The 18,798-nt window shown below is 72.4% G+C and carries 17 protein-coding genes and 1 tRNA gene; 13 read left to right on the forward strand and 5 right to left on the reverse strand.

The genetic code is table 11. The annotated features are described in order from the left end of the window. Positions 1 to 85: 85 nt before the first annotated feature. The 6 genes from recR (at position 86) to ACZ7LK_RS25430 (ending at position 6,265) form a co-directional block, all read left to right on the forward strand. Complete coding sequence (gene recR, locus ACZ7LK_RS25405) at positions 86 to 685, forward strand: recombination mediator RecR (RefSeq protein WP_064067261.1); 600 nt, start codon at positions 86 to 88, stop codon at positions 683 to 685. Continuing rightward, positions 678 to 1,337: a DUF5063 domain-containing protein gene (locus ACZ7LK_RS25410; protein ID WP_392275470.1), complete on the forward strand. Its 660-nt coding sequence runs from the start codon at positions 678 to 680 to the stop codon at positions 1,335 to 1,337. Before recR ends, ACZ7LK_RS25410 begins: the two co-directional genes overlap by 8 nt. 295 nt (positions 1,338 to 1,632) lie before the next feature. Beyond that, a complete protein-coding gene (locus ACZ7LK_RS25415; RefSeq protein ID WP_392275469.1) occupies positions 1,633 to 2,904 on the forward strand; it encodes an aspartate kinase in 1,272 nt (423 codons plus the stop codon). A 181-nt stretch (positions 2,905 to 3,085) separates the two neighbouring features. Next, a complete protein-coding gene (locus ACZ7LK_RS25420) occupies positions 3,086 to 4,084 on the forward strand; it encodes an aspartate-semialdehyde dehydrogenase (RefSeq protein WP_392275698.1) in 999 nt (332 codons plus the stop codon). Positions 4,085 to 4,367: 283 nt separating this feature from the next. Beyond that, positions 4,368 to 5,075 (forward strand): SigE family RNA polymerase sigma factor, encoded by a 708-nt coding sequence (locus ACZ7LK_RS25425; RefSeq protein ID WP_392275468.1) that lies wholly within the window; start codon positions 4,368 to 4,370, stop codon positions 5,073 to 5,075. Continuing rightward, positions 5,072 to 6,265 (forward strand): hypothetical protein, encoded by a 1,194-nt coding sequence (locus ACZ7LK_RS25430; protein WP_392275467.1) that lies wholly within the window; start codon positions 5,072 to 5,074, stop codon positions 6,263 to 6,265. The genes ACZ7LK_RS25425 and ACZ7LK_RS25430 overlap by 4 nt, the downstream gene beginning before the upstream one ends. A 115-nt stretch (positions 6,266 to 6,380) precedes the next feature. On the opposite strand, the gene ACZ7LK_RS25435 is transcribed toward ACZ7LK_RS25430, so the two are convergent. The 3 genes from ACZ7LK_RS25435 to ACZ7LK_RS25445 form a co-directional block, all read right to left on the reverse strand. After that, positions 6,381 to 7,181 carry an SURF1 family protein gene (locus ACZ7LK_RS25435; protein ID WP_392275466.1) on the reverse strand — a complete coding sequence of 267 codons (801 nt, stop codon included), beginning with the start codon at positions 7,179 to 7,181 and terminating at the stop codon, positions 6,381 to 6,383. 142 nt (positions 7,182 to 7,323) lie between these two features. Beyond that, the gene (locus ACZ7LK_RS25440) at positions 7,324 to 9,180 is read right to left on the reverse strand and encodes a S9 family peptidase (protein ID WP_392275465.1); all 1,857 of its coding nucleotides are present in this window, start codon (positions 9,178 to 9,180) and stop codon (positions 7,324 to 7,326) included. A gap of 68 nt (positions 9,181 to 9,248) precedes the next feature. Next, positions 9,249 to 9,722 carry a DUF7144 family membrane protein gene (locus tag ACZ7LK_RS25445; protein WP_392275464.1) on the reverse strand — a complete coding sequence of 158 codons (474 nt, stop codon included), beginning with the start codon at positions 9,720 to 9,722 and terminating at the stop codon, positions 9,249 to 9,251. 247 nt (positions 9,723 to 9,969) lie between these two features. Between ACZ7LK_RS25445 and ACZ7LK_RS25450 the strand changes: the two genes are divergently transcribed. The 6 genes from ACZ7LK_RS25450 (at position 9,970) to ACZ7LK_RS25475 (ending at position 17,055) form a co-directional block, all read left to right on the forward strand. Next, entirely contained in the window at positions 9,970 to 10,689 is a 720-nt protein-coding gene (locus ACZ7LK_RS25450) for a Crp/Fnr family transcriptional regulator (RefSeq protein WP_471143589.1), read from the forward strand. A gap of 135 nt (positions 10,690 to 10,824) precedes the next feature. Beyond that, positions 10,825 to 11,592 (forward strand): hypothetical protein, encoded by a 768-nt coding sequence (locus tag ACZ7LK_RS25455; RefSeq protein WP_392275462.1) that lies wholly within the window; start codon positions 10,825 to 10,827, stop codon positions 11,590 to 11,592. Further along, positions 11,585 to 13,864 carry a hypothetical protein gene (locus tag ACZ7LK_RS25460; protein WP_471143593.1) on the forward strand — a complete coding sequence of 760 codons (2,280 nt, stop codon included), beginning with the start codon at positions 11,585 to 11,587 and terminating at the stop codon, positions 13,862 to 13,864. The genes ACZ7LK_RS25455 and ACZ7LK_RS25460 overlap by 8 nt, the downstream gene beginning before the upstream one ends. Continuing rightward, positions 13,861 to 14,934, forward strand: a complete 1,074-nt coding sequence (locus ACZ7LK_RS25465) for a hypothetical protein (RefSeq protein ID WP_392275460.1) — start codon at positions 13,861 to 13,863, stop codon at positions 14,932 to 14,934. The genes ACZ7LK_RS25460 and ACZ7LK_RS25465 overlap by 4 nt, the downstream gene beginning before the upstream one ends. Next, positions 14,927 to 16,423 carry a DUF4407 domain-containing protein gene (locus ACZ7LK_RS25470; protein WP_471143596.1) on the forward strand — a complete coding sequence of 499 codons (1,497 nt, stop codon included), beginning with the start codon at positions 14,927 to 14,929 and terminating at the stop codon, positions 16,421 to 16,423. The genes ACZ7LK_RS25465 and ACZ7LK_RS25470 overlap by 8 nt, the downstream gene beginning before the upstream one ends. A 74-nt stretch (positions 16,424 to 16,497) precedes the next feature. Next, the gene (locus ACZ7LK_RS25475) at positions 16,498 to 17,055 is read left to right on the forward strand and encodes a Pycsar system effector family protein (RefSeq protein WP_471143599.1); all 558 of its coding nucleotides are present in this window, start codon (positions 16,498 to 16,500) and stop codon (positions 17,053 to 17,055) included. Between the two features lie 68 nt (positions 17,056 to 17,123). Here the strand turns inward: ACZ7LK_RS25475 and ACZ7LK_RS25480 are convergent. Both ACZ7LK_RS25480 and ACZ7LK_RS25485 read right to left on the reverse strand, forming a co-directional pair. Beyond that, a tRNA-Pro gene (locus ACZ7LK_RS25480) sits at positions 17,124 to 17,197 on the reverse strand. A gap of 116 nt (positions 17,198 to 17,313) precedes the next feature. After that, on the reverse strand, positions 17,314 to 18,252 hold the full coding sequence (locus tag ACZ7LK_RS25485) for a metallophosphoesterase (protein ID WP_471143601.1): 939 nt from the start codon (positions 18,250 to 18,252) through the stop codon (positions 17,314 to 17,316). A gap of 78 nt (positions 18,253 to 18,330) precedes the next feature. On the opposite strand from ACZ7LK_RS25485, the gene ACZ7LK_RS25490 reads away from it, so the two are divergent. Beyond that, entirely contained in the window at positions 18,331 to 18,795 is a 465-nt protein-coding gene (locus ACZ7LK_RS25490) for a GatB/YqeY domain-containing protein (protein ID WP_392275456.1), read from the forward strand. Positions 18,796 to 18,798: the final 3 nt, after the last annotated feature.

The following is an 18,798-nucleotide window of genomic DNA, read 5'->3' on the forward strand; positions in this document are numbered from 1 at the left end:
CGGCCCCCGCTCCGGCGCCCGCCCTTCTCACCCTCACGCACAGCAACTACCGTAAGCATCACAGCACTCCACGAGAGGCGTTCCGTTGTACGAAGGCGTGGTTCAGGACCTCATCGACGAGCTGGGCAGGCTGCCAGGCGTCGGTCCCAAGAGCGCCCAGCGGATCGCGTTCCACATCCTGCAGGCCGAGCCCACCGACGTACGCCGCCTCGCCCATGCCCTCCTGGAGGTCAAGGACAAGGTGCGGTTCTGCGCCGTGTGCGGCAACGTCGCACAGGAGGAGCGGTGCGGCATCTGCCGCGACCCGCGCCGTGACGAGGCGGTCATCTGCGTGGTCGAGGAACCGAAGGACGTCGTCGCGATCGAGCGCACCCGCGAGTTCCGCGGGCGGTACCACGTGCTCGGCGGAGCGATCAGCCCGATCGAGGGCGTCGGGCCGGACGACCTGCGGATCCGTGAGCTGCTGGCCCGGCTCGCGGACGGAACGGTCACCGAGCTGATCCTGGCGACCGACCCCAACCTGGAGGGGGAGGCCACCGCGACGTACCTGGCACGCATGGTCAAGCCCATGGGCCTGAAGGTCACGCGCCTCGCCAGCGGACTCCCCGTTGGCGGAGACCTGGAATACGCCGACGAGGTCACGCTCGGGCGAGCGTTCGAAGGGAGACGACTCCTCGATGTCTGACGCCACACTGCACGCGCACTCGCTGGACCCCGACAGCTTCGCGGTCCAGATCGCCGACTCGATCGAGTCCTTCATCGTCGCGACCACGGAAGTGGCCAAGGGCGACGAGCCCGACAGCGCGATTCCCTTCCTGCTCCTGGAGGTCTCCCAGCTACTGCTGGCGGGCGGCCGCCTGGGCGCGCACGAGGACATCGTCCCCGACGAGCGGTACGAGCCGGACACGGGTCCCGACCTGGACGTCGACGACCTGCGGATGCGGTTCGCGGTCATGCTGGAGCCGGTGGACGTCTTCTCCGAGGTCTTCGACCCTTACGAGCCGCGCAAGGCGCCCGTGCCGTGCCGGATCTCCGACAACCTGGCCGACATCATCATGGACCTCCGGCACGGACTGGCCCACTACCGGGCGGGCCGCACCACGGAGGCCCTGTGGTGGTGGCAGTTCTCCTACTTCTCCAACTGGGGCCCGACCGCCTCGGCGACCCTGCGGGCGCTCCAGTCCCTGGTCTCCCACGTGCGCCTGGACCAGCCGCTGGAGGCGCTCGACGGGCTGGACACCGACGAGGACCTGACGGAGGACGCCCTCGCGGAGGAGGCGGGCCGGGTGATGGCCCAGGAGATCCTCGGCCCCCTGGGGATGCGTACCGCCAAGTGACCCGCGCGGGCGCGCCCCGCCGGGCGGGGCCTCGGCCAGGGTGTGCGTCCCGCCGAGGAGACGTACCGCCGGGTGGGACGTACCGCCGGGCGGGGACGTACCGCCGGGGCGGGGTGACCCGGCACACATTCCGCGTACCGCGCTCCGGCTCGGGCAGGCACAAGCCGAGCGGCCGTGAAGCGCCCCACGATGATCACGTCGTGAGCGGGACATCTCACGATGTGGTATGGCGGGGGCGTTTCCCGGCCGCTCGTTAGACTGAGCTGACCGCAAACGGACTGAGCGAGGAGCGCACGTGGGCCTTGTCGTGCAGAAGTACGGAGGCTCCTCCGTTGCCGATGCCGAGGGCATCAAGCGCGTCGCCAAGCGAATCGTCGATGCCAAGAAGAACGGCCACCAGGTGGTCGTCGTGGTTTCGGCGATGGGCGACACGACGGACGAGTTGATCGATCTCGCCGAGCAGGTATCCCCGATCCCTGCCGGGCGTGAGTTCGACATGCTGCTGACCGCCGGAGAGCGCATCTCCATGGCGCTGCTGGCCATGGCGATCAAAAACCTGGGCCACGAGGCCCAGTCGTTCACAGGCAGCCAGGCAGGCGTCATCACCGACTCGGTCCACAACAAAGCGCGCATCATCGATGTCACGCCGGGCCGGATCCGTACGGCGCTGGACGAGGGCAACATCGCCATCGTCGCGGGCTTCCAGGGCGTCTCCCAGGACAAGAAGGACATCACCACCCTCGGTCGCGGCGGGTCGGACACGACCGCCGTCGCGCTCGCCGCGGCGCTCGACGCCGAGGTGTGCGAGATCTACACCGACGTCGACGGCGTCTTCACCGCCGACCCCCGGGTCGTGAAGAAGGCCCGGAAGATCGACTGGATCTCCTTCGAGGACATGCTGGAGCTCGCCAGCTCCGGCTCCAAGGTGCTGCTGCACCGCTGCGTCGAGTACGCACGCCGTTACAACATCCCGATCCACGTCCGGTCGTCCTTCTCCGGACTCCAGGGCACGTGGGTCAGCAACGAACCGCGAGGGGACCGCAAGGTGGAGCAGGCCATCATCTCCGGTGTCGCCCACGACACGTCCGAGGCGAAGATCACCGTCGTCGGAGTGCCGGACAAGCCGGGCGAGGCCGCCGCGATCTTCCGCACCATCGCGGACAACGAGATCAACATCGACATGGTGGTGCAGAACGTCTCCGCCGCGTCGACCGGGCTGACCGACATCTCCTTCACGCTGCCCAAGGCGGAGGGCCGCAAGGCCATCGACGCCCTGGAGAAGCAGAAGGGCCTCATCGGCTTCGAGTCGCTGCGCTACGACGACCAGATCGCCAAGATCTCGCTGGTCGGCGCGGGCATGAAGACCAATCCGGGTGTCACGGCCGGCTTCTTCGAGGCGCTGTCCGACGCGGGCGTGAACATCGAGCTGATCTCGACCTCCGAGATCCGCATCTCGGTCGTCACCCGCGCCGACGACGTCAACGAGGCCGTCCGCGCCGTCCACACCGCCTTCGGCCTGGACTCCGACTCCGACGAGGCCGTGGTCTACGGAGGCACCGGGCGGTGACCGGCCGGACGGTCGGGACGGTCCGGACGCCCCGGACGGCCCCGGTGACGCGCCGGACGGCCGCCCCGGTGACGCGCCGGACGGCCGCCCTGGTGACGTGCCGGCGGGGCCGGTGGAGCCGGTGACGCACCGCAAGCCGTCGCTCGCGGTCGTGGGAGCGACCGGTGCCGTCGGCGCGGTGATGCTCCAGATCCTGTCGCAGCACGCCGACGTCTGGGGCGACATCCGTCTGATCGCCTCCCCGCGCTCGGCCGGCCGCAAGCTGGCCGTGCGCGGGGCGGAGACCGAGGTCCTCGCCCTGTCCGAGGAGGCACTGGACGGCGCCGACGTGGCGCTGTTCCTGGTGCCGGAGGCGGTCGCGGCCCAGTGGGCGCCGATCGCCGCCGCCAAGGGCACCGTGGTCGTGGACACCTCCCCGGCGTTCCGCGCCGACCCGGACGTCCCGCTGGTCGTCCCGGAGATCAACCGCCACTGCGTACGCGTACGCCCGCGCGGGATCGTCGCCTGCCCCGGCGACACCACGCTCGCGCTGATCGTCGCGGTGGGCGCGCTGCACGCCGAATTCGGCCTGACCGAGCTCGTCGTCTCCGCGTACCAGGCGGCGAGCGGCGCCGGGCGGTCCGGCGTCGGCGCGCTGCGCACCCAGCTCTCCCTGGTCGCCGGTACGGAACTGGGCACCGGCCCCGGGGACGTGCGCCGGGCCGTCGGGGACGACACCGGGCCCTTCCCCGCCCCGCTCGCGCTGAACGTGGTGCCCTGGGCCGGCTCCGTCCAGGAGGACGGCTGGTCCTCGGAGGAGCTGTGCGTCCGGGGCGAGACCCGCCGGATCCTGGACCTGCCGGAGCTGCCCGTGGCGGCGACCTGCGTACGGGTCCCGGTGGTGAACGCCCACTCCGTCTCCGTACACGCCCGCTTCGAACACGAGGTGACCGTCGCGCGGGCGCACGAGATCCTGGCGACCTCGCCCGGTGTGGTGCTGTACGACGACCCCGCGGCCGGGGACTTCCCCACGCCCGCCGACGTCGTGGGCACCGACCCGACCTGGGTGGGGCGCGTGCGGCGGTCGCTGGACGACGACCGGACACTGGAGCTCTTCGTCTGCGGCGACAACCTGCGCAAGGGCGCCGCTCTGAACGCCGCCCAGATCGCGGAGGCCGTGGCCGCCGAGTGGCCGGCGTAAACCGCGGTGAAGGCCGCGGCGGCTCTTTGTAGGATCTGTGAACGCCCTGTGAGCAAGTCTTCGGTCTGTGTCACTTGAACTGGGGCGATGGCATGTTCGACGATGCTGTCCCCCTTGCTGCAACCGGTGGTCGGGCGGGAAGCGTCTATGCGGTCGCACCTTCACGGCGGCCGCGACATCGGGGCATCGGGGAAGAGCGGGTACGCATGAGGGCAAACGTCGCACCGTCAAAAGCGGCTGCGTGCGCGTACAACCCTGACGGGGGGAAGCGTGTCCAACAGGCGTGGCAGAGGTACTCGACATCGCAGCGGTGGCACCGTTCCGCGCCCGAGCGGGCGGAGCGGCGGCCGGCCCCGGCATGGGCACGGTGCGCCCGCTCCGGCCCCGCCGGCCCGGCGGCATGCCGGTGATCGCCCCCGTGCCCGCCGCTAGGCGTACGGCCCGTATCCCGTCCCAGCGCGGCGCAGCCCCGAGCGCCGACGACACGACGACGACCGCGGGCACCACCGTCGACCACCTCACCGAGACCTACCGCGCCCACTACCGGTCGCTGCTGGGTCTCGCCGCGCTGCTGCTGGACGACACCGCCTCGTGCGAGGACGTCGTCCAGGAGGCGTTCATCCGCGTCCACTCGGCGCGGCGCCGCGTACGTGACCCCGAGAAGACCCTCGCGTACCTGCGTCAGACCGTGGTCAACCTGTCCCGCTCCGCCCTGCGCCGCCGCATCCTCGGCCTGAAGCTGCTCTCCAAGCCGATGCCCGACATGGCGAGCGCGGAGGAGGGGGCGTACGACCTGCTGGAGCGCGACGCCCTCATCAAGGCCATGAAGGGCCTCCAGCGCCGCCAGCGCGAGGTCCTGGTGCTGCGGTACTTCGCGGACATGACCGAGGCGCAGGTCGCGGAGACGCTGGGCATATCGCTCGGCTCGGTCAAGGCGTACGGGTCACGTGGCATCGCGGCGCTGCGCGTCGCCATGGAGGCCACGGCATGAGTGAGTACGAGCACAAGCACGAGCACGGGTTCGGACAGTACGGGCCCGGCGGGCCGGACGGGCCGTCGAACGAGAACGACCGGACTGGGAACGGAACTGTGAACAACGGTCACGACGGGCCGGACAACGGGACCCCCGACCTCGGTGGCCCCGCCGTCGACGAGCTGGCGCTGCGCAGGCTGCTGCACGGCGCGGTCCAGGACCTCCAGCCCGCCGACGGCACGCTGGACCACCTGCGGCGGGCCGTCCCGGCGCGGCGCGCGCGCAAGCGCCAGGCCCTGGTGGGCGTGGCGGCGGCCGCGCTGCTGTTCGGCACGGCCGTCCCCGCGGCCGTCCATGTGGCGAGCGCGGGCAGCACCTCCGACGACCGCCCCGTGAACGCCGGGCACGGCGAGCAGGTGCAGGGCGGCACCGGCGAGGAGACCGGCGACGCCGCCGGCGGGCCGGGCGCCCCCAGCACCGGGAGCGGCCGGGGACCCGGCGCCGGCGAGACCGGCGAGGACGCCCCGCCCGAGCCGGGCAGTCCCGCGACCGGGACCTCCGACGGCACCGTGGGCGGCACGGAGGCGCCGGCCAGTACGGCGCCGGACACCGTGCCGCGGTGCGAGGCCGCCCAGCTCGGCGTGGCATCGGCGGAGGCCGGCCAGCCGGACGCCGACGGCAAGGTGTACGGCACCTTCCGCATCGCCAACGTCTCGGGCACCGACTGCGCGGTCACCGGCGCGGGCGGCGTCGCCGTCCAGGCGGCGGGCTCGGCCGACCAGGCGAAGGTCTCGGTCGTCGCCCACACCGCGGGCGACGCGGCGGCCGGGCTGCCCGACCCGTCCCAGGAGGCACCGGCCCCGCTCCTCCTCAAGCCCTCCGGCTCGTACGAAGTGCGGTTCGCCTGGGTGCCGAGCGAGACCTGCCCGGTGGAGGGCGGCGGCAGCGGCGGCACGAGCGGCGGCGAACCCACCCCGGACCCGAGCCCGACCGACGGCGCGTCCACCGAGACGGCCGGCGCGGACGGCGCGGGCACGGCGGCCACGGAGCCGCAGCTCGTCAGGGAGGACGACGGCGACGGGACCCGGGCGGAGGGCAGCGTCACGGTCAGCCACACCGCCGAACCGGGCGGCCCCTCGGCCGAGGCCACCATTCCGAACGCCTGCGCGGGCACCGTCTACCGGACGGGCCTGCTGCCCACCCAGTGACACCGGGGCGCGCGCCCCGGCGCGCACCTTGGCGGGCCGCGCCCGTCACCTCACGGCCGGTCTGCCCGGCGAGCCGCGTGCGGGCCGCGCCCGCCGCGCACCCCGCCGTCTCGCGTCAGGTCCGGGCTTCCGGCACCTTCGCGGACGCGGGCTCCGGGTCCGTGGCGGCGGCCGGGGCGAGGCCCAGCGCCTCGTCCCTGGCCTGCTCGGCCTCACGGCGGAACAGGCGGAACCACATGAAGAGCACGAACCCCGCGAAGACGAACCACTCGCCGGTGTACCCGAGGTTCTGGAACGCCTTCAGGTCCAGCCCACTGCCCTCCGCCGCGGTCGCCGGCACCGGGGTCAGCCCCGCCGGGGAGTCCAGGAGGGTGATCCAGGCGTCGTAGACGTCGTCCTGGACGACGTTCACCAGCGAGGCCGCGCTGATCATGCCGACCTGTCCCCGGGGCAGGGCGCCCGACGCGTGAACGCCCGGGCTCCCGGTGTGCTCCGACGCCTGGAGCGCACCGGTCACCGTGACCTCGCCGGCCGGCGGGGCGGGTGCCTCGCCGCCCTCGGGCAGCCACCCGCGCACCACCGGCAGGGACCGGCCGCCACCGGTGCGCAACAGGGTCAGGACGTACGCACCGTCCTTGCCGTCCAGCTCCCGGCCCGGGACCAGGAACTGCTCGCCGTACCGCCCCGTCGCCGTGGCGGGACGGCCGGAGGTCTCCTTGTCGACCGGCAGCAGCTCGTCCAGCGGCGCGGCCTTCACCGAACCGGGGTCCGGCCGCCGCTCGGCCTCCTGGTGGGAGTCGACGCGGTCCTCGAACCGCCCGAGCTGCCAGGTCCCCATGAACACGCAGAAGGGGATCGCCAGTACGACGAAGATGTTGATCCCCCACCAGCGGGGCGTCCTCAGGAACCGGTACACACCCCCACGGTACGGAACACCGTCGCCCCCCTTCCGCCCGGGGCCCGGATGCCGGGGGCCCCGGGCCGCGCGTCACCGAGCCGCTCCGGCCCGCACCGCCCCCTCGCGCACCGCCCCCTCGCGCGCCGCTCCTCCGGCCCCCTCAGCCCTCCCCGGCACCACCCTCCCCGTCCCGGTCTCCGTCCCCGGTCCCGTCCCGGCCCTCGTCCTCCAGGTACCGGGCGGCGAAGGCCAGCTCCAGCCGCACCTGCTTGATCCGCTCCTCCACCACCAGGGAGCCGTGTCCCGCGTCGTACCGGTACACCTCGTGCACCGCGCCCCGGGCGGCGAGCCGGTCCACGTAGTTGTCGATCTGGCGGATCGGGCAGCGCGGATCGTTGACGCCCGCCGAGATGTACACCGGCACCCGCACCCGGTCCACGTACGTGAGCGGCGACGACGCCTCGAACCGCTCCGGGACCTCCTCCGGCGTCCCGCCGAACAGGGTGCGGTCCAGCGCCTTCAGCGCCTCCATCTCGTCGTGGTACGCCGTGACGTAGTCGGCGACCGGGACGGCGGCGATGCCCAGCGCCCAGGCGTCCGGCTGGGTGCCGAGCCCGAGCAGGGTGAGGTACCCGCCCCACGAGCCGCCCGTGAGGACCAGCCGCGCCGGGTCGGCCAGGCCGGAGGCCACCGCCCACTCCCGTACCGCCGCGATGTCCTCCAGCTCGATCAGCCCGACCCGGTGCTTGAGGGCGTCCGTCCACTCCCGGCCGTAACCGGTCGAGCCCCGGTAGTTGACCCGGACCACCGCGTACCCGTGGTCGACCCAGGCGGCGGGGGCGGCGGCGTACGCGTCGCTGTCGTGCCACGTCGGCCCGCCGTGGATCTCGAACACCGTCGGCAGCGGTCCCTCCGCGCCCTCGGGCCGCTGCACGAGCGCGTGGACGCGCCCGCCGGGCCCGTCCACCCACACGTCCTCGACCGGCACCGAGAGCGGCGCCTTCATGCCGGGTGGCTCCAGCACGACACCGCCGGCCGTGGACCGCACCGCCGGGGGCCGCGCGGCGGAGGACCACAGGTACTCCACGGAGCCGTCCGGCCGCGCCGTCGCGCTCGACACCGAGCCGGCCGGGGTGTCGACCCGCACCAGGCGGCCCGTGCCGATCTCGTACCGCCACAGCTCACTGCGCGCCTCGAAGCTGTGCACCACCAGCAGCCCGGACCCGTCCGGGTACCACTCGGCCGACACGTCGCCGGGCAGGTCCAGCCCCAGCTCCGTCTCCGCGCCGGACGCCACGTCCCACAGCATCGGCTCCCAGCGCCCGCGCCGCTGGTGCCCCACCAGCAGCCGGGTGTCCCCGTCCACCGGCGCGAAGCCCAGCACCGTGAGCCCCAGGGCCTCGGTGCCGCCCTTGGTGTCGTCCAGCTCGGCCACCACGGCACCGTCCGGCCGGACCACCCGCACCGCCGCGTGCATGGCGTCGCCGTGCTCGGTGTGCTCCAGCGCGATCAGCGTCCCGTCGTGCGACAGGTCACCGACCCCGGCCGACTCCCGGTGCCGGTAGATCTCCACCGGCACCCGTCCGGGCCGGAGGACGTGGACCGTCGAACCGTCCTCGTCGGTGGAGCGGCCCACCACGGTCGTCCCGTCGCGCCCGATGGCCAGCCCCGCCGGATAGGACGGCTCCAGCCCCGGCGCGGCCGGCTCGTCGGCACCGCCCGCGAACGGCTGGCGCATCCACACCCCGAACTCGTCGCCGTCCGTGTCGGAGAACCACCAGATCCACTCCCCGTCCGGCGACAGCACCCCGTCGGTCGTCCCGTTCGGCCGGTCGGTGACCTGCCGCTGCGCCCCGGTCTCCCGGTCCCACGCGTACAGCTCGTACGTCCCGGTCGCGTTCGACACGAACAGCGCCCGGCTCGGCGCGTCCCACGCCCACTCGGGCAGGGACACCCGCGGCGCCCGGAACCGCTTCTCCCAGTCGGGCACGGCCTGCGAATCTGTCGGCTCAGTCATGGGTCCATGAAACCCGATCGCCGTGACAACGCGTTCAGCCCGTCCTCAACCTGTGGATAACCTCGGTACTAGTGCTTGCCGGGCGCCACCGGAACCGTGTCGTCCGTGCACAGCGCCCAGATGACGAAGACGCCGATCGCGATCGAGACGATGGCCCACACCGGCTGGTAGGGCAGCCACATGAAGTTGGCGATCACGGCGAGCGCGGCCAGCGCCACCCCGCCCGCCTTCGCCCACTCCGCCCCGCTGAGGATGCCCGCGCCGATCAGGGCGACCAGCAGGCCCAGCCCCAGGTGGATCCAGCCCCACGCGCTGACGCTGAACTCGAAGACGTACTCCCCGACGCGCCCGTAGACGTCGTCCTCGGCGATCCCGACGATGCCCTGGAGCATCCCGAGCACGCCCATCACCATCATCAGCACACCCGCGAACATCACCCCGCCGGCGGCCCACCCGCTCCGCCCCCGCGGCTCCTGGTGGCCGCCGTGATGCGCGTACGCGTGCTGCGCGGAGCCCCGCGGCCCCTCGGACGAATCACTCATCCCCCGAGCCTGCCCGCCCCCACCCACCCCCGCGACCGCACACCCGCCGTGCGGGTGACGCAGGGGAGGGTGAGACGCGCGAGGTCCCCGGGAGAAATGACCCCCGGGGAATACCTGTTCGGTCAATTCCGGCTGAGGATCGGGAAAACAGGCCACATTGTGCCGTCTCCGCCTTCCGGCACCCGGCTCGACGGCAACATGGTCAGGCTCGATCGGCGTGCTGTGCCGCGGAGGGAGATCGTCGGGGGTGCTGTTGAACCAGGCGTGGCCGCCGTCCACCTTGCTCGGCCGGCTGCGGAACGCGACGCGGGAAGAGCTCCTGACCCAGGGCACCCCGATCGCCTATCCGCCGCATCGCGCCCTGCTCCAGCAGGGTGACGGGAGCCGGCACGTCCTGCTGCTGACGAGCGGGGTCGTGAAGGTCGTGGCCAGCGCGGAGAGCGGGTACGACATGCTGCTCGCCGTACGTATAGCGGGAGACCTGGTCGGCGAGATGGCGGCCTTCGAGGAGCGCCCCCGGTCCGGCACGGTGGTGGCGTGCAGTGACGTCACCGCCCGGATCATCCAGGTGCATGTCCTGGAGGCCTTCCTGTCCCGGCACCCGGACGCCATGCGGGCCGTCCTCCACATGCTGTGCGCCCGGTTGCGCTGGGCGAATCGCCGCCGGATCGACTTCCAGGCGTACGACTCGCTGACCCGGCTGGCCCGCGTGCTGGCCGAACTGTGCCAGGCGTACGCCCGCCCCGTGCCGGACGGTGACGGCGGCGGCAAGCGGTGCCGGCTCGGCGTGACGCTGACCCAGCGGGAACTCGCCTCGCTGGCCGGTCTCAAGCTCAACACGGCCGAGAAGAACCTGGCCGCCCTGACGGCACAGGGACTCGTGGAACGCAGTTATCGAAACATAACCATCTGTGACGTTCCCAAGCTGCTGGAATTCGCCAAAGTCGTCGCGGACAACCCGTACTGATACGGAATCACTTCCGCCACTCTCTCCTAGCCTCTCGAACAGCACCTCATGGGCAGTGTCTGCCCATCGCCTGCCCAGAGAGGAAATGATCGGGTGGCTGCGTGGCCTGATTTTTACCCCTGTACCTGCATAGCCGTGGACGCGGAGGCCTACGGGAGCAACAACGACCGGAGGCAGTCGGAAATCCAGCACGACCTGCCGCGCATTCTCGACCGGGCCGCCAGGGGCACCGGTCTGGACCGCACGCGGTGGCAGATCCAGCGCAAGGGCGACGAACAACTGGCGGTGCGGCCCATCGACGGCCAGGAACCGCGTCTGGTCGACGACTACGTCCGCCACCTCGTCGCCGAGCTGCGCGAGTACAACGCCCAGCGGGTCCCCGGGGCCCGCATGCGGCTCCGCGCCGTCATCCACCAGGGTCTGGTGGAGCTGGCCGACAACGGCTTCGCGGGCACGGCCGTGGTGAACACGGCGCGCCTGCTGAACGCACGGTCGCTGTACGACGCCCTGGCCGCCCATCCTGGCGCCGACCTGGCACTCCTGCTGTCCGACGACGTCTTCCGGACCACGGTCGCCGGTGGTCACACCACCCTGACACCCGGAGACTTCACCCGCGTCACGGTGGAGGTGAAGGAATACGAGGCCACCGCCTGGCTCCGGGTGCCCGCGCCCGGCACACAGGCCGCGTCCTCGTGCGAGCCCGGGACCGCGGGGCGGGAAAGCCCCGCGGCCCCGGCATCGGGGGAGCCCGCGGCGGCCCGGCCGGGACCGGCCGCCGCGGGCCGGGCCGACGGGCCGGTGATCGGCAACGACTACCGGGCCGACCGGATCAGCGTCGCCAACTTCACCGGACCCGTGAACGCCCGCGGTGCCGTCTTCGGCTTCGGGAACGCCGGTGACTGACGGAGCGCACCCGGACGACGGGCCGGCCGTACCGCTCGTACCACCCGTACCCGGCCCTGACGACGACGCCGAACCGTCCGCACCGGAAGGAGCCGGGGAAGCGCCGCCGGCCGGTGAGGAGGCCTCCGGCACCGGTCCGGAAGCCGCCCCCGAGCGGCGCCGGGAGCCGGACGAACGGGAGGAGGACGACCGGGGCTACAACGATCTGCGCCGCGTCCACCAGCTCGTCAACAACAACTTCTACGGCGTCGTCGATGCCGCCGGAGCGGCGTTCGGCCTCGGCGCGGCACCACCCGCCGGGCTGGCCCCCGGCACCGTCGAACCCGAGGAGTCCGACCGCGCCCTGCGGTTCTACGTCCCGCCACGGCCCTGTTTCGGCGAGGCGCTCGCCAGACTGCGCGAACACGCCGTCGTCGTCCTGACAGGCGAGGACAACTGCGGACGCAGCGCGGGCGCTCTCGCACTCCTCAGGGAGGTCCTGGGAGACGGCGCCAGACTGCGCAGCCTGTCGCCAGCCAACTCCCTCGCCGAGCTGGCCGCGTCGCGAGACCTCAAGCCGGGGCAGGGATACGTCATCCTCGACTACGTCGGCGAGCGGAACGTCGAAGCCGTACAGGCCTGGGAGATCGGGCGGCTGAGCGGGGAACTGCGCCGCAAAGGCTCCTACCTGGTCATGACGGCGGGCGGGGCGGTCCACCGCCGGCTGGCGCTGCGGGACCACTGCGTGCCCTGGCACGCCCCTGACCCCCTGGAGCTGTTCGAGCGGTGCAGGAACGCGCTGCCGCACACCGACCTCGCACCGGAGACCGAGCGGGAACTGCGGGAGCGGGTCGGCGGACAGCGGCGGCCGGCCGATGTCGTCGCCGCGGCGTGCGCCCTGTCCCGGGAAGGCCCCGACAAGGCGCTGGACACCCTTCGGGACCGGTGCCGGGAGTTGGTGCGGGAGCTGTTCCGCAAGCAGCCCCCGGCGCACGACCTGCTCCCACTGGCGGCCCTCGCCTTCCTGGAAGGCATCCCGGAGCGGACGTTCGAGAAGGAGTGCGCGGCACTCGCCGCCCACGTGCGCGACTGGGAACGCGGCGGCGGCACACCGGCCGGCGAGCCGGACGACGAGGCCGGGACCGCCCTGCGCGGCACGGTGGCACAGCAGTCCCGGGCCCGCTGGAAGGACCGGGCGGTGGGCCTGGTGACCACCGAGTACCGGGCCGGTCCGGGCCGCGACGCCGGGCGCAGCGAGCGGCGACTGGTCTTCACCGACCCCCGGGTCCGCGAGTTCGTCATCGCGGAGCTGCACGACCTGTACGGCTACGAGCTCTGGTACCCGCTGCGCCAGTGGCTGGGCGACCTGGCCCTGCTGGGCGACCTGGACGCCCGTACGGAGGTGGCCCGCGGCGTCGCGCTGCTCGCCCGGCACGCGCTCGTCGAGGTCGACGAGAACATGTTGACGGTGTGGTCCGTGGGGCTCACCAACCAGCGGGTGACCGCCGCCCTGACGCTGCAGTTCATGTGCGACGTCGAGCACCTCGCTTCCGAGGCGTTCGGCATCGTTCTGAGCTGGACGGACAGCTCCGGGCCCAACCGTGCCGTGACGGCGGCCATGGCGCTGACCGGCCGCCTCGGCTCCCTGTACCGCCTCGACGCGCTCAAGCTGCTCTGGTTCCTGATGCAGCGCGGGGAGCGGATCGCGGTCTCGGCCCACCGTTCCCTGGTCCTGTTGCTTCAGTCCGCCGGACAGGACGCGGACCGCGCGGTGTTCATCCTCCGGTACGTACGGACCGTGATCGCCAGGTCGGCACCCGGGTCCCGGGAGCGGTCGATCGCCCTGCGCACCGCCCTCCAGGTCCTCGAAGCCATCGAACTGGACACCCCCGACCCGCTGGCCGCGGCACTCCTGCGCACCGTCCCGGACAGCGCCCGCCACCTCGGGTCCCTCTGGGCGGACGTCCTGCACAGCGGAAACCGGAGCAGGGCGGTCAGCGCCCTGTGCCGAACCCTGGTGCGGCTGCGGGACGACCCGTCCGTGACCGGCGCCGTACGCGACCTCGGCGAGGCCATGCGCGACGCCATGAGCGGCCGGCAGTGGGACGCGCTGTGCCACCACCTGTCCATCGCCCTCAGGCACCCCGACTACGCGATCCCCGGTGCCGCACGACTGGCGCGGGTGCTCATCGGATCGCTGCGCGGCCGTCCGCCGGCCGTTCGCGGGCGTTCCCCCGCGTCCCTCATATCCACCCCTCCCCCCACTTCCGTTCAAGGAGGCCGAAGCAAGTGAACTACCCGGTCATCGCCGAGGACATCCTGGCCACGGTCCAGGGCGCCTGGTGGTCTCGGCGTCGCCGCCGCGACGACGTGCCGCAGCTTCCGCCCGGTGCGGTCTACGTTTTCAGGGTCGGCGGGAACTACCGCCCGTTCCCCGAGGGCATGGTGTTCGACCCGAGCCACCCCGACGTGCTCGACGCCTCCTCGGTCAGCCTGGTCGACACCCGGGCCCGCCTGGTCGAAGTGGAGCGCACGCTCCCCTCGGTGAGCGAGGCGGACAACTTCACCGTACGGGCCGCCTTCACCTGCCAGGTGACCGACCCGACCGTCATCGCCCGGCAGGGCATCATCGACGTCACGGTGCCGCTGCGCGCGTATCTGATGGGCGACGCCGACCTGCCGAGGGTGAGCGCCGGGCACCGCGTGGAGGAGGTCAACGCGGTACGGACACAGGTCAGTCACCGTCTGACCGCGTACAGCGCGATCGTGCCGCCCCGGGTCGCGGGCATGAGCGTGGAGTTCGTCAGTGCCGAGGTGCACGCGTCCGACGACCTGCGGGACTGGGAGCAGAAGCTGCGCGACGAGCGGCGCAGCCAGGAACTCCAGCGAGGCCAGCGCGACTTCGAGACCCAAGACGCCCTGCGGATCGCGGAGCTGCTCTCGCAGGGGTCCGACCACGTGGACGCCTTCGGCATCGCCCGCAAGGAGATCGACCTCACCGAGGCGGCGGCCCGTATCCACCGGACCGGCGAGGAGGAGTCCGCCCGGCGCCATGAAGCCGAGGCATCGGCCCGGGCCCACGCCCAGGGGCGGGAGACGGCGGAGGCACAGATGCGCCGCGACATGGTGCTGACGCTGCTGCGGCAGATGGGCGGCAGCGAGTACGTCGACTACCACCAGGTCCTGGAACAGGTCCTGCGGGAGACGGGCGGCACCCAGGCAGCGCCCGGTATCGCGGCCGCCGGTGCCACCCGCATGGTCGGTCCGGGGTCGGCGGGCACCGGGCGGACGCCCACGGGCCGGGACGGCTCGCGCGACCCGCGGGGCGGGTACGTCACGGACGAGGACGATCTCCTTGACTGACCTCCTGACGAACCACGTGCCGGCCTCCGGGACGGCGACCGGCCAGGGCGCCGCCGGTACCGCCGCCTCCGGCCCCGCTGCCGCCGGTACCGCCGCCTCCGGCCCCGCTGCATCCGGCCCCGCGTCCGGCCGCACCACCGCCCGGACGACGTCGGACCGGCCCACCACCCGGCTCCCGGGCGACCGCGCGGCCCACGCCCGGACCGGCCGCCGCACCGGCGGCTTCGACACCGCCCGGCGGCTGCGTGCCCTGACCGGTGTCGACGAGGAACTGCTGGCCAGGGTCAAGTACGAGCGGAGCAAGTACACGGCACTCGGCGGAGTGGTCCTCGGCACGTCCGTCATCGCGGCGTTCTCCATGTGGAACTTCGCCACCGAGGCCCTCGGTCGCGTTTCCCTCGTGGCGCTCGTCCCGACGGTCATCTGGATGCTGTTCGTGCTCAACCTGGACCGATGGCTCGTCACCCCGCAGCCGAACGCGCGGCGACGGCTCGGGCCCCTGCTCACCCGGCTGCTGATCGCCCTGCTGCTCGGCACCGTGATCGCCGAGCCGCTGGTGCTCCGCGTCTTCCAGACGGCCGTCGAGGAGCACGTCGCCGACGAGCGCACCGGCGCGATCGACCGGTTGCGTTCGAACCTGGTCCGCTGCAACCCCGTACCGTCCACGACGCGGACGGTCATCCCGCCGGGCTGCCAGGGGACGTACGTCCTCTCCTTCGACGGGACGCCCGGTGAAGGGGCCGAGGAGCTCGCCGCCCTGCGCGCGGACGCGACCGTGCTGCAACAGCGGGTGGACCGCGACACCGCGGGACTGGAAGCCATCGACGCGGAGGTACGCGAGGAGTGCCGGCGGCTCATCCGCATCGCGGGCACCAACGTGTACCAGCGGACGTCGGAGTGCGTGCGGCTGCGAGCCAAGGCGCGCGACTACCGGACGACCCACCGCACCGAGGAGAACGAACAGCGGCTGGCCCGCATGCACGGCCGTATCGCGGAGATCGAGGGGAAGCAGACCGTGTCCCGCGGCGCCTTCCTCAAGGCCCGGGCCGACGGCATCGAGCGGAGGCTGGAGCAGGAGCGGGCCAAGCAGAAGGAGATCGGTGTCCTGGAGCGGATGCGGGCGCTCGACGAGCTCGCGACCGGGAACCCGGTCCTCTTCGTCGGCATCTGGCTGGTCCGGCTGCTGTTCGTGCTCCTCGACGTCCTGCCCGTGCTGGTGAAGTACCTCGGTGGTGAATCCGCGTACGACCGGATGCTCACCGGCGCGAGCAACAGCGCGGTCAAGATCCACGGCGAGCAGATCCGGCTGGCCGAGCGGCGCGCCCTGGCCGACCTCGAGATCGCCCAGGACTCCATCGAACAGGAGGTCCGCCGGCACCGTGCCGAGTCGGAGGCGGCGTTCCGGGAACACACGGCCGCGATGAACATCCGGGTCCGGCAGGCGGTGAACGCCTTGGAGGACGAGATCCGCCGCTCATCGGCCGTCTGACCCGACCCGTCGGCACCACGGCCGCCCCGCCCGCCGGGGCGGTCGTACCTCACCACAGGGAACGGAGGGGAAGCATGCCCATACCCGGACGCGAGGCGGACCCGGACCCGGATCCGGACACCGGTACCAACACCGGTATCACGACCGACCGCGGCGCGGAGCTCGCCAGGATCCTGCTGGCCGAGGCACGCGAGGAGCTCGTGAAGGCCGACAACAAGGCGGGCCTCCTGCTGGCGTCCCTCGGCGCGGCCCTGACCGCCCTGCTCGGCGCCATCGGCAGCGGCGTCATCGCCCCACGGCAGTACGCCCTCCTCCCACAGGTCCTCCTGTACGTGGGCTGCGCCGCCTGCGTACCCGCCCTCGCCCTGCTGGGACTGGCCGTCACCCCCCGGCTCGGCGCCCCGCGTCGCCTCCGCACCCACTACTTCGGCGATACGAGGCTCGTGACGACGATGGCCCACCTGGAGCGGACGGTCCGCCACACCGACCTCGTGTCCCGCGACCTGAGCCAGCTCGCCGTCCTGTCCCAGATCGCCTGGACCAAATACCGCTGCATCCGCCACGCCCTGGTCTGGGACTCGGTCTTCCTCGGGCTCACGCTGCTGGGCATGGTGACGGGAGCCTTGACCTAGCACCCGCAAACCAGTCAGGGGCCCGACCCGCTCTCGCGGATCAGGCCCCTGACCTGGTGTTTCTGCTGTCGGGGTGGCGGGATTTGAACCCACGACCTCTTCGTCCCGAACGAAGCGCGCTGCCAAGCTGCGCTACACCCCGATGTCACCGTGTGTCCCGGCGACGTCGTTTACTTTAGCCCACCGGCGGCCGGAGACGAAATCCAGTTCTCGCGGGCCCCAGGGGCGGGCGCCCGGGGGGTGTGGCCGGGCTCCGGGTCAGTCCTTCGCGGTCAGGGTCAGCAGCGTGGCCTCCGGCGGGCAGGCGAAGCGGACCGGGGTGTACCGGTTGGTGCCGCACCCGGCGGAGACGTGGAGGTACGCGGTGTTACCGCCGGCGCGGTGGGTGGACAGGCCCTTGACCCGGTCGGTGTCCAGGTCGCAGTTGGTGACCAGCGCCCCGTGGAAGGGGATGCAGAGCTGGCCGCCGTGCGTGTGGCCCGCGAGGATCAGCGGGTAGCCGTCGGCCGTGAACGCGTCCAGTGAGCGCAGGTACGGGGCGTGCACGACGGCCAGGGACAGGTCCGCGTCCGGTTCCGGGCCGCCGGCGACCCTGTCGTACCGGTCCCGCTTGATGTGCGGGTCGTCCAGGCCGGTGAAGGCCAGCTCCAGGCCCTCCAGCTTGAGGCGGCCGCGCGTGTTGGTGAGGTTGACCCAGCCCGCCGTGTCGAAGCTGTCGCGGATCTCCTCCCACGGGTTGTGCACTGCCCCCACCGCCGGCGCGTTGCCGTTCAGGCCGTGCCGCCCCTGGGCCTTCTCGAGCAGGTAGCGGGCCGGGTTGCGGAGCTTGGGCCCGTAGTAGTCGTTGGAGCCGAAGACGTACACGCCGGGGAAGTCGAGCAGCGGCCCCAGCGCGTCCAGCAGCTCCGGTACGCCGTTCGGGTCCGAGAGGTTGTCGCCGGTGTTGACCACGAAGTCCGGACGCAGCCCCGCGAGCGACTGGAGCCACGCCCGCTTCTTGCGCTGGCCGCTCACCATGTGGATGTCCGACACCTGGAGCATCCGCAACGGCCGGGTCCCGCGCGGCAGTACGGGGACGGTGATCCGGCGGAGCCGGAACGAGCGGGCCTCGAACCCGGCGGCGTAGGCCAGACCGGCCGCGCCGGCCGCTGCGATTCCTGCGGTGACTTTCAGGGGAACTCCGTATCGCGCGCGCATACCGCCATCGTCCCAGAACCCTGGAGGCGCGGGAAATGCACGGGCGTCGTGGTCGTCGCACCTGCCACACTTGTCCGCATGACCACGCTCAAGTCCAAGCTGCAGGAAGACCTCAACGCCGCGATCAAGGACCGCGACGAGCTCCGCTCCTCGACCCTCCGGCTGACCCTCTCCGCCATCACCAAGGAGGAGGTGGCCGGCAAGGAGAAGCGCGAGCTCTCCGACGACGAGGTGCAGAAGGTGATCGCCAAGGAGGCGAAGAAGCGCCGCGAGGCGGCCGAGGCCTTCGGGCAGGGCGGTCGTGCCGAGCAGGCCGAGCGTGAGAAGGCCGAGGGCGTCATCCTCGACGCGTACCTGCCGAAGCAGCTCGGTGACGAGGAGCTGGAGCAGATCGTGGCCCAGGCGGTCGAGGAGGCCAGGGCGGGCGGTGCCGAGGGTCCGCGCGCGATGGGCGCCGTGATGAAGATCGTGAACCCGAAGGTCGCCGGCCGCGCCGAGGGCGGCCGCGTCGCCGCCGTGGTCAAGCAGCTCCTGGCCGGCTGAGCG

Source organism: Streptomyces sp. NPDC039423, from assembly GCF_055598725.1.

What these genes read in the sequence shown, in the direction of transcription:
- ACZ7LK_RS25490 (WP_392275456.1), top strand. Translation starts at nt 18,331, where the DNA reads ATGACCACGCTCAAGTCCAAGCTGCAGGAAGACCTCAACGCCGCGATC.
- ACZ7LK_RS25430 (WP_392275467.1), top strand. Translation starts at nt 5,072, where the DNA reads ATGAGTGAGTACGAGCACAAGCACGAGCACGGGTTCGGACAGTACGGG.
- ACZ7LK_RS25420 (WP_392275698.1), top strand. Translation starts at nt 3,086, where the DNA reads ATGCTCCAGATCCTGTCGCAGCACGCCGACGTCTGGGGCGACATCCGT.
- ACZ7LK_RS25410 (WP_392275470.1), top strand. Translation starts at nt 678, where the DNA reads ATGTCTGACGCCACACTGCACGCGCACTCGCTGGACCCCGACAGCTTC.
- ACZ7LK_RS25485 (WP_471143601.1), bottom strand. Translation starts at nt 18,252, where the DNA reads ATGCGCGCGCGATACGGAGTTCCCCTGAAAGTCACCGCAGGAATCGCA.
- ACZ7LK_RS25440 (WP_392275465.1), bottom strand. Translation starts at nt 9,180, where the DNA reads ATGACTGAGCCGACAGATTCGCAGGCCGTGCCCGACTGGGAGAAGCGG.
- ACZ7LK_RS25475 (WP_471143599.1), top strand. Translation starts at nt 16,498, where the DNA reads ATGCCCATACCCGGACGCGAGGCGGACCCGGACCCGGATCCGGACACC.
- ACZ7LK_RS25445 (WP_392275464.1), bottom strand. Translation starts at nt 9,722, where the DNA reads ATGAGTGATTCGTCCGAGGGGCCGCGGGGCTCCGCGCAGCACGCGTAC.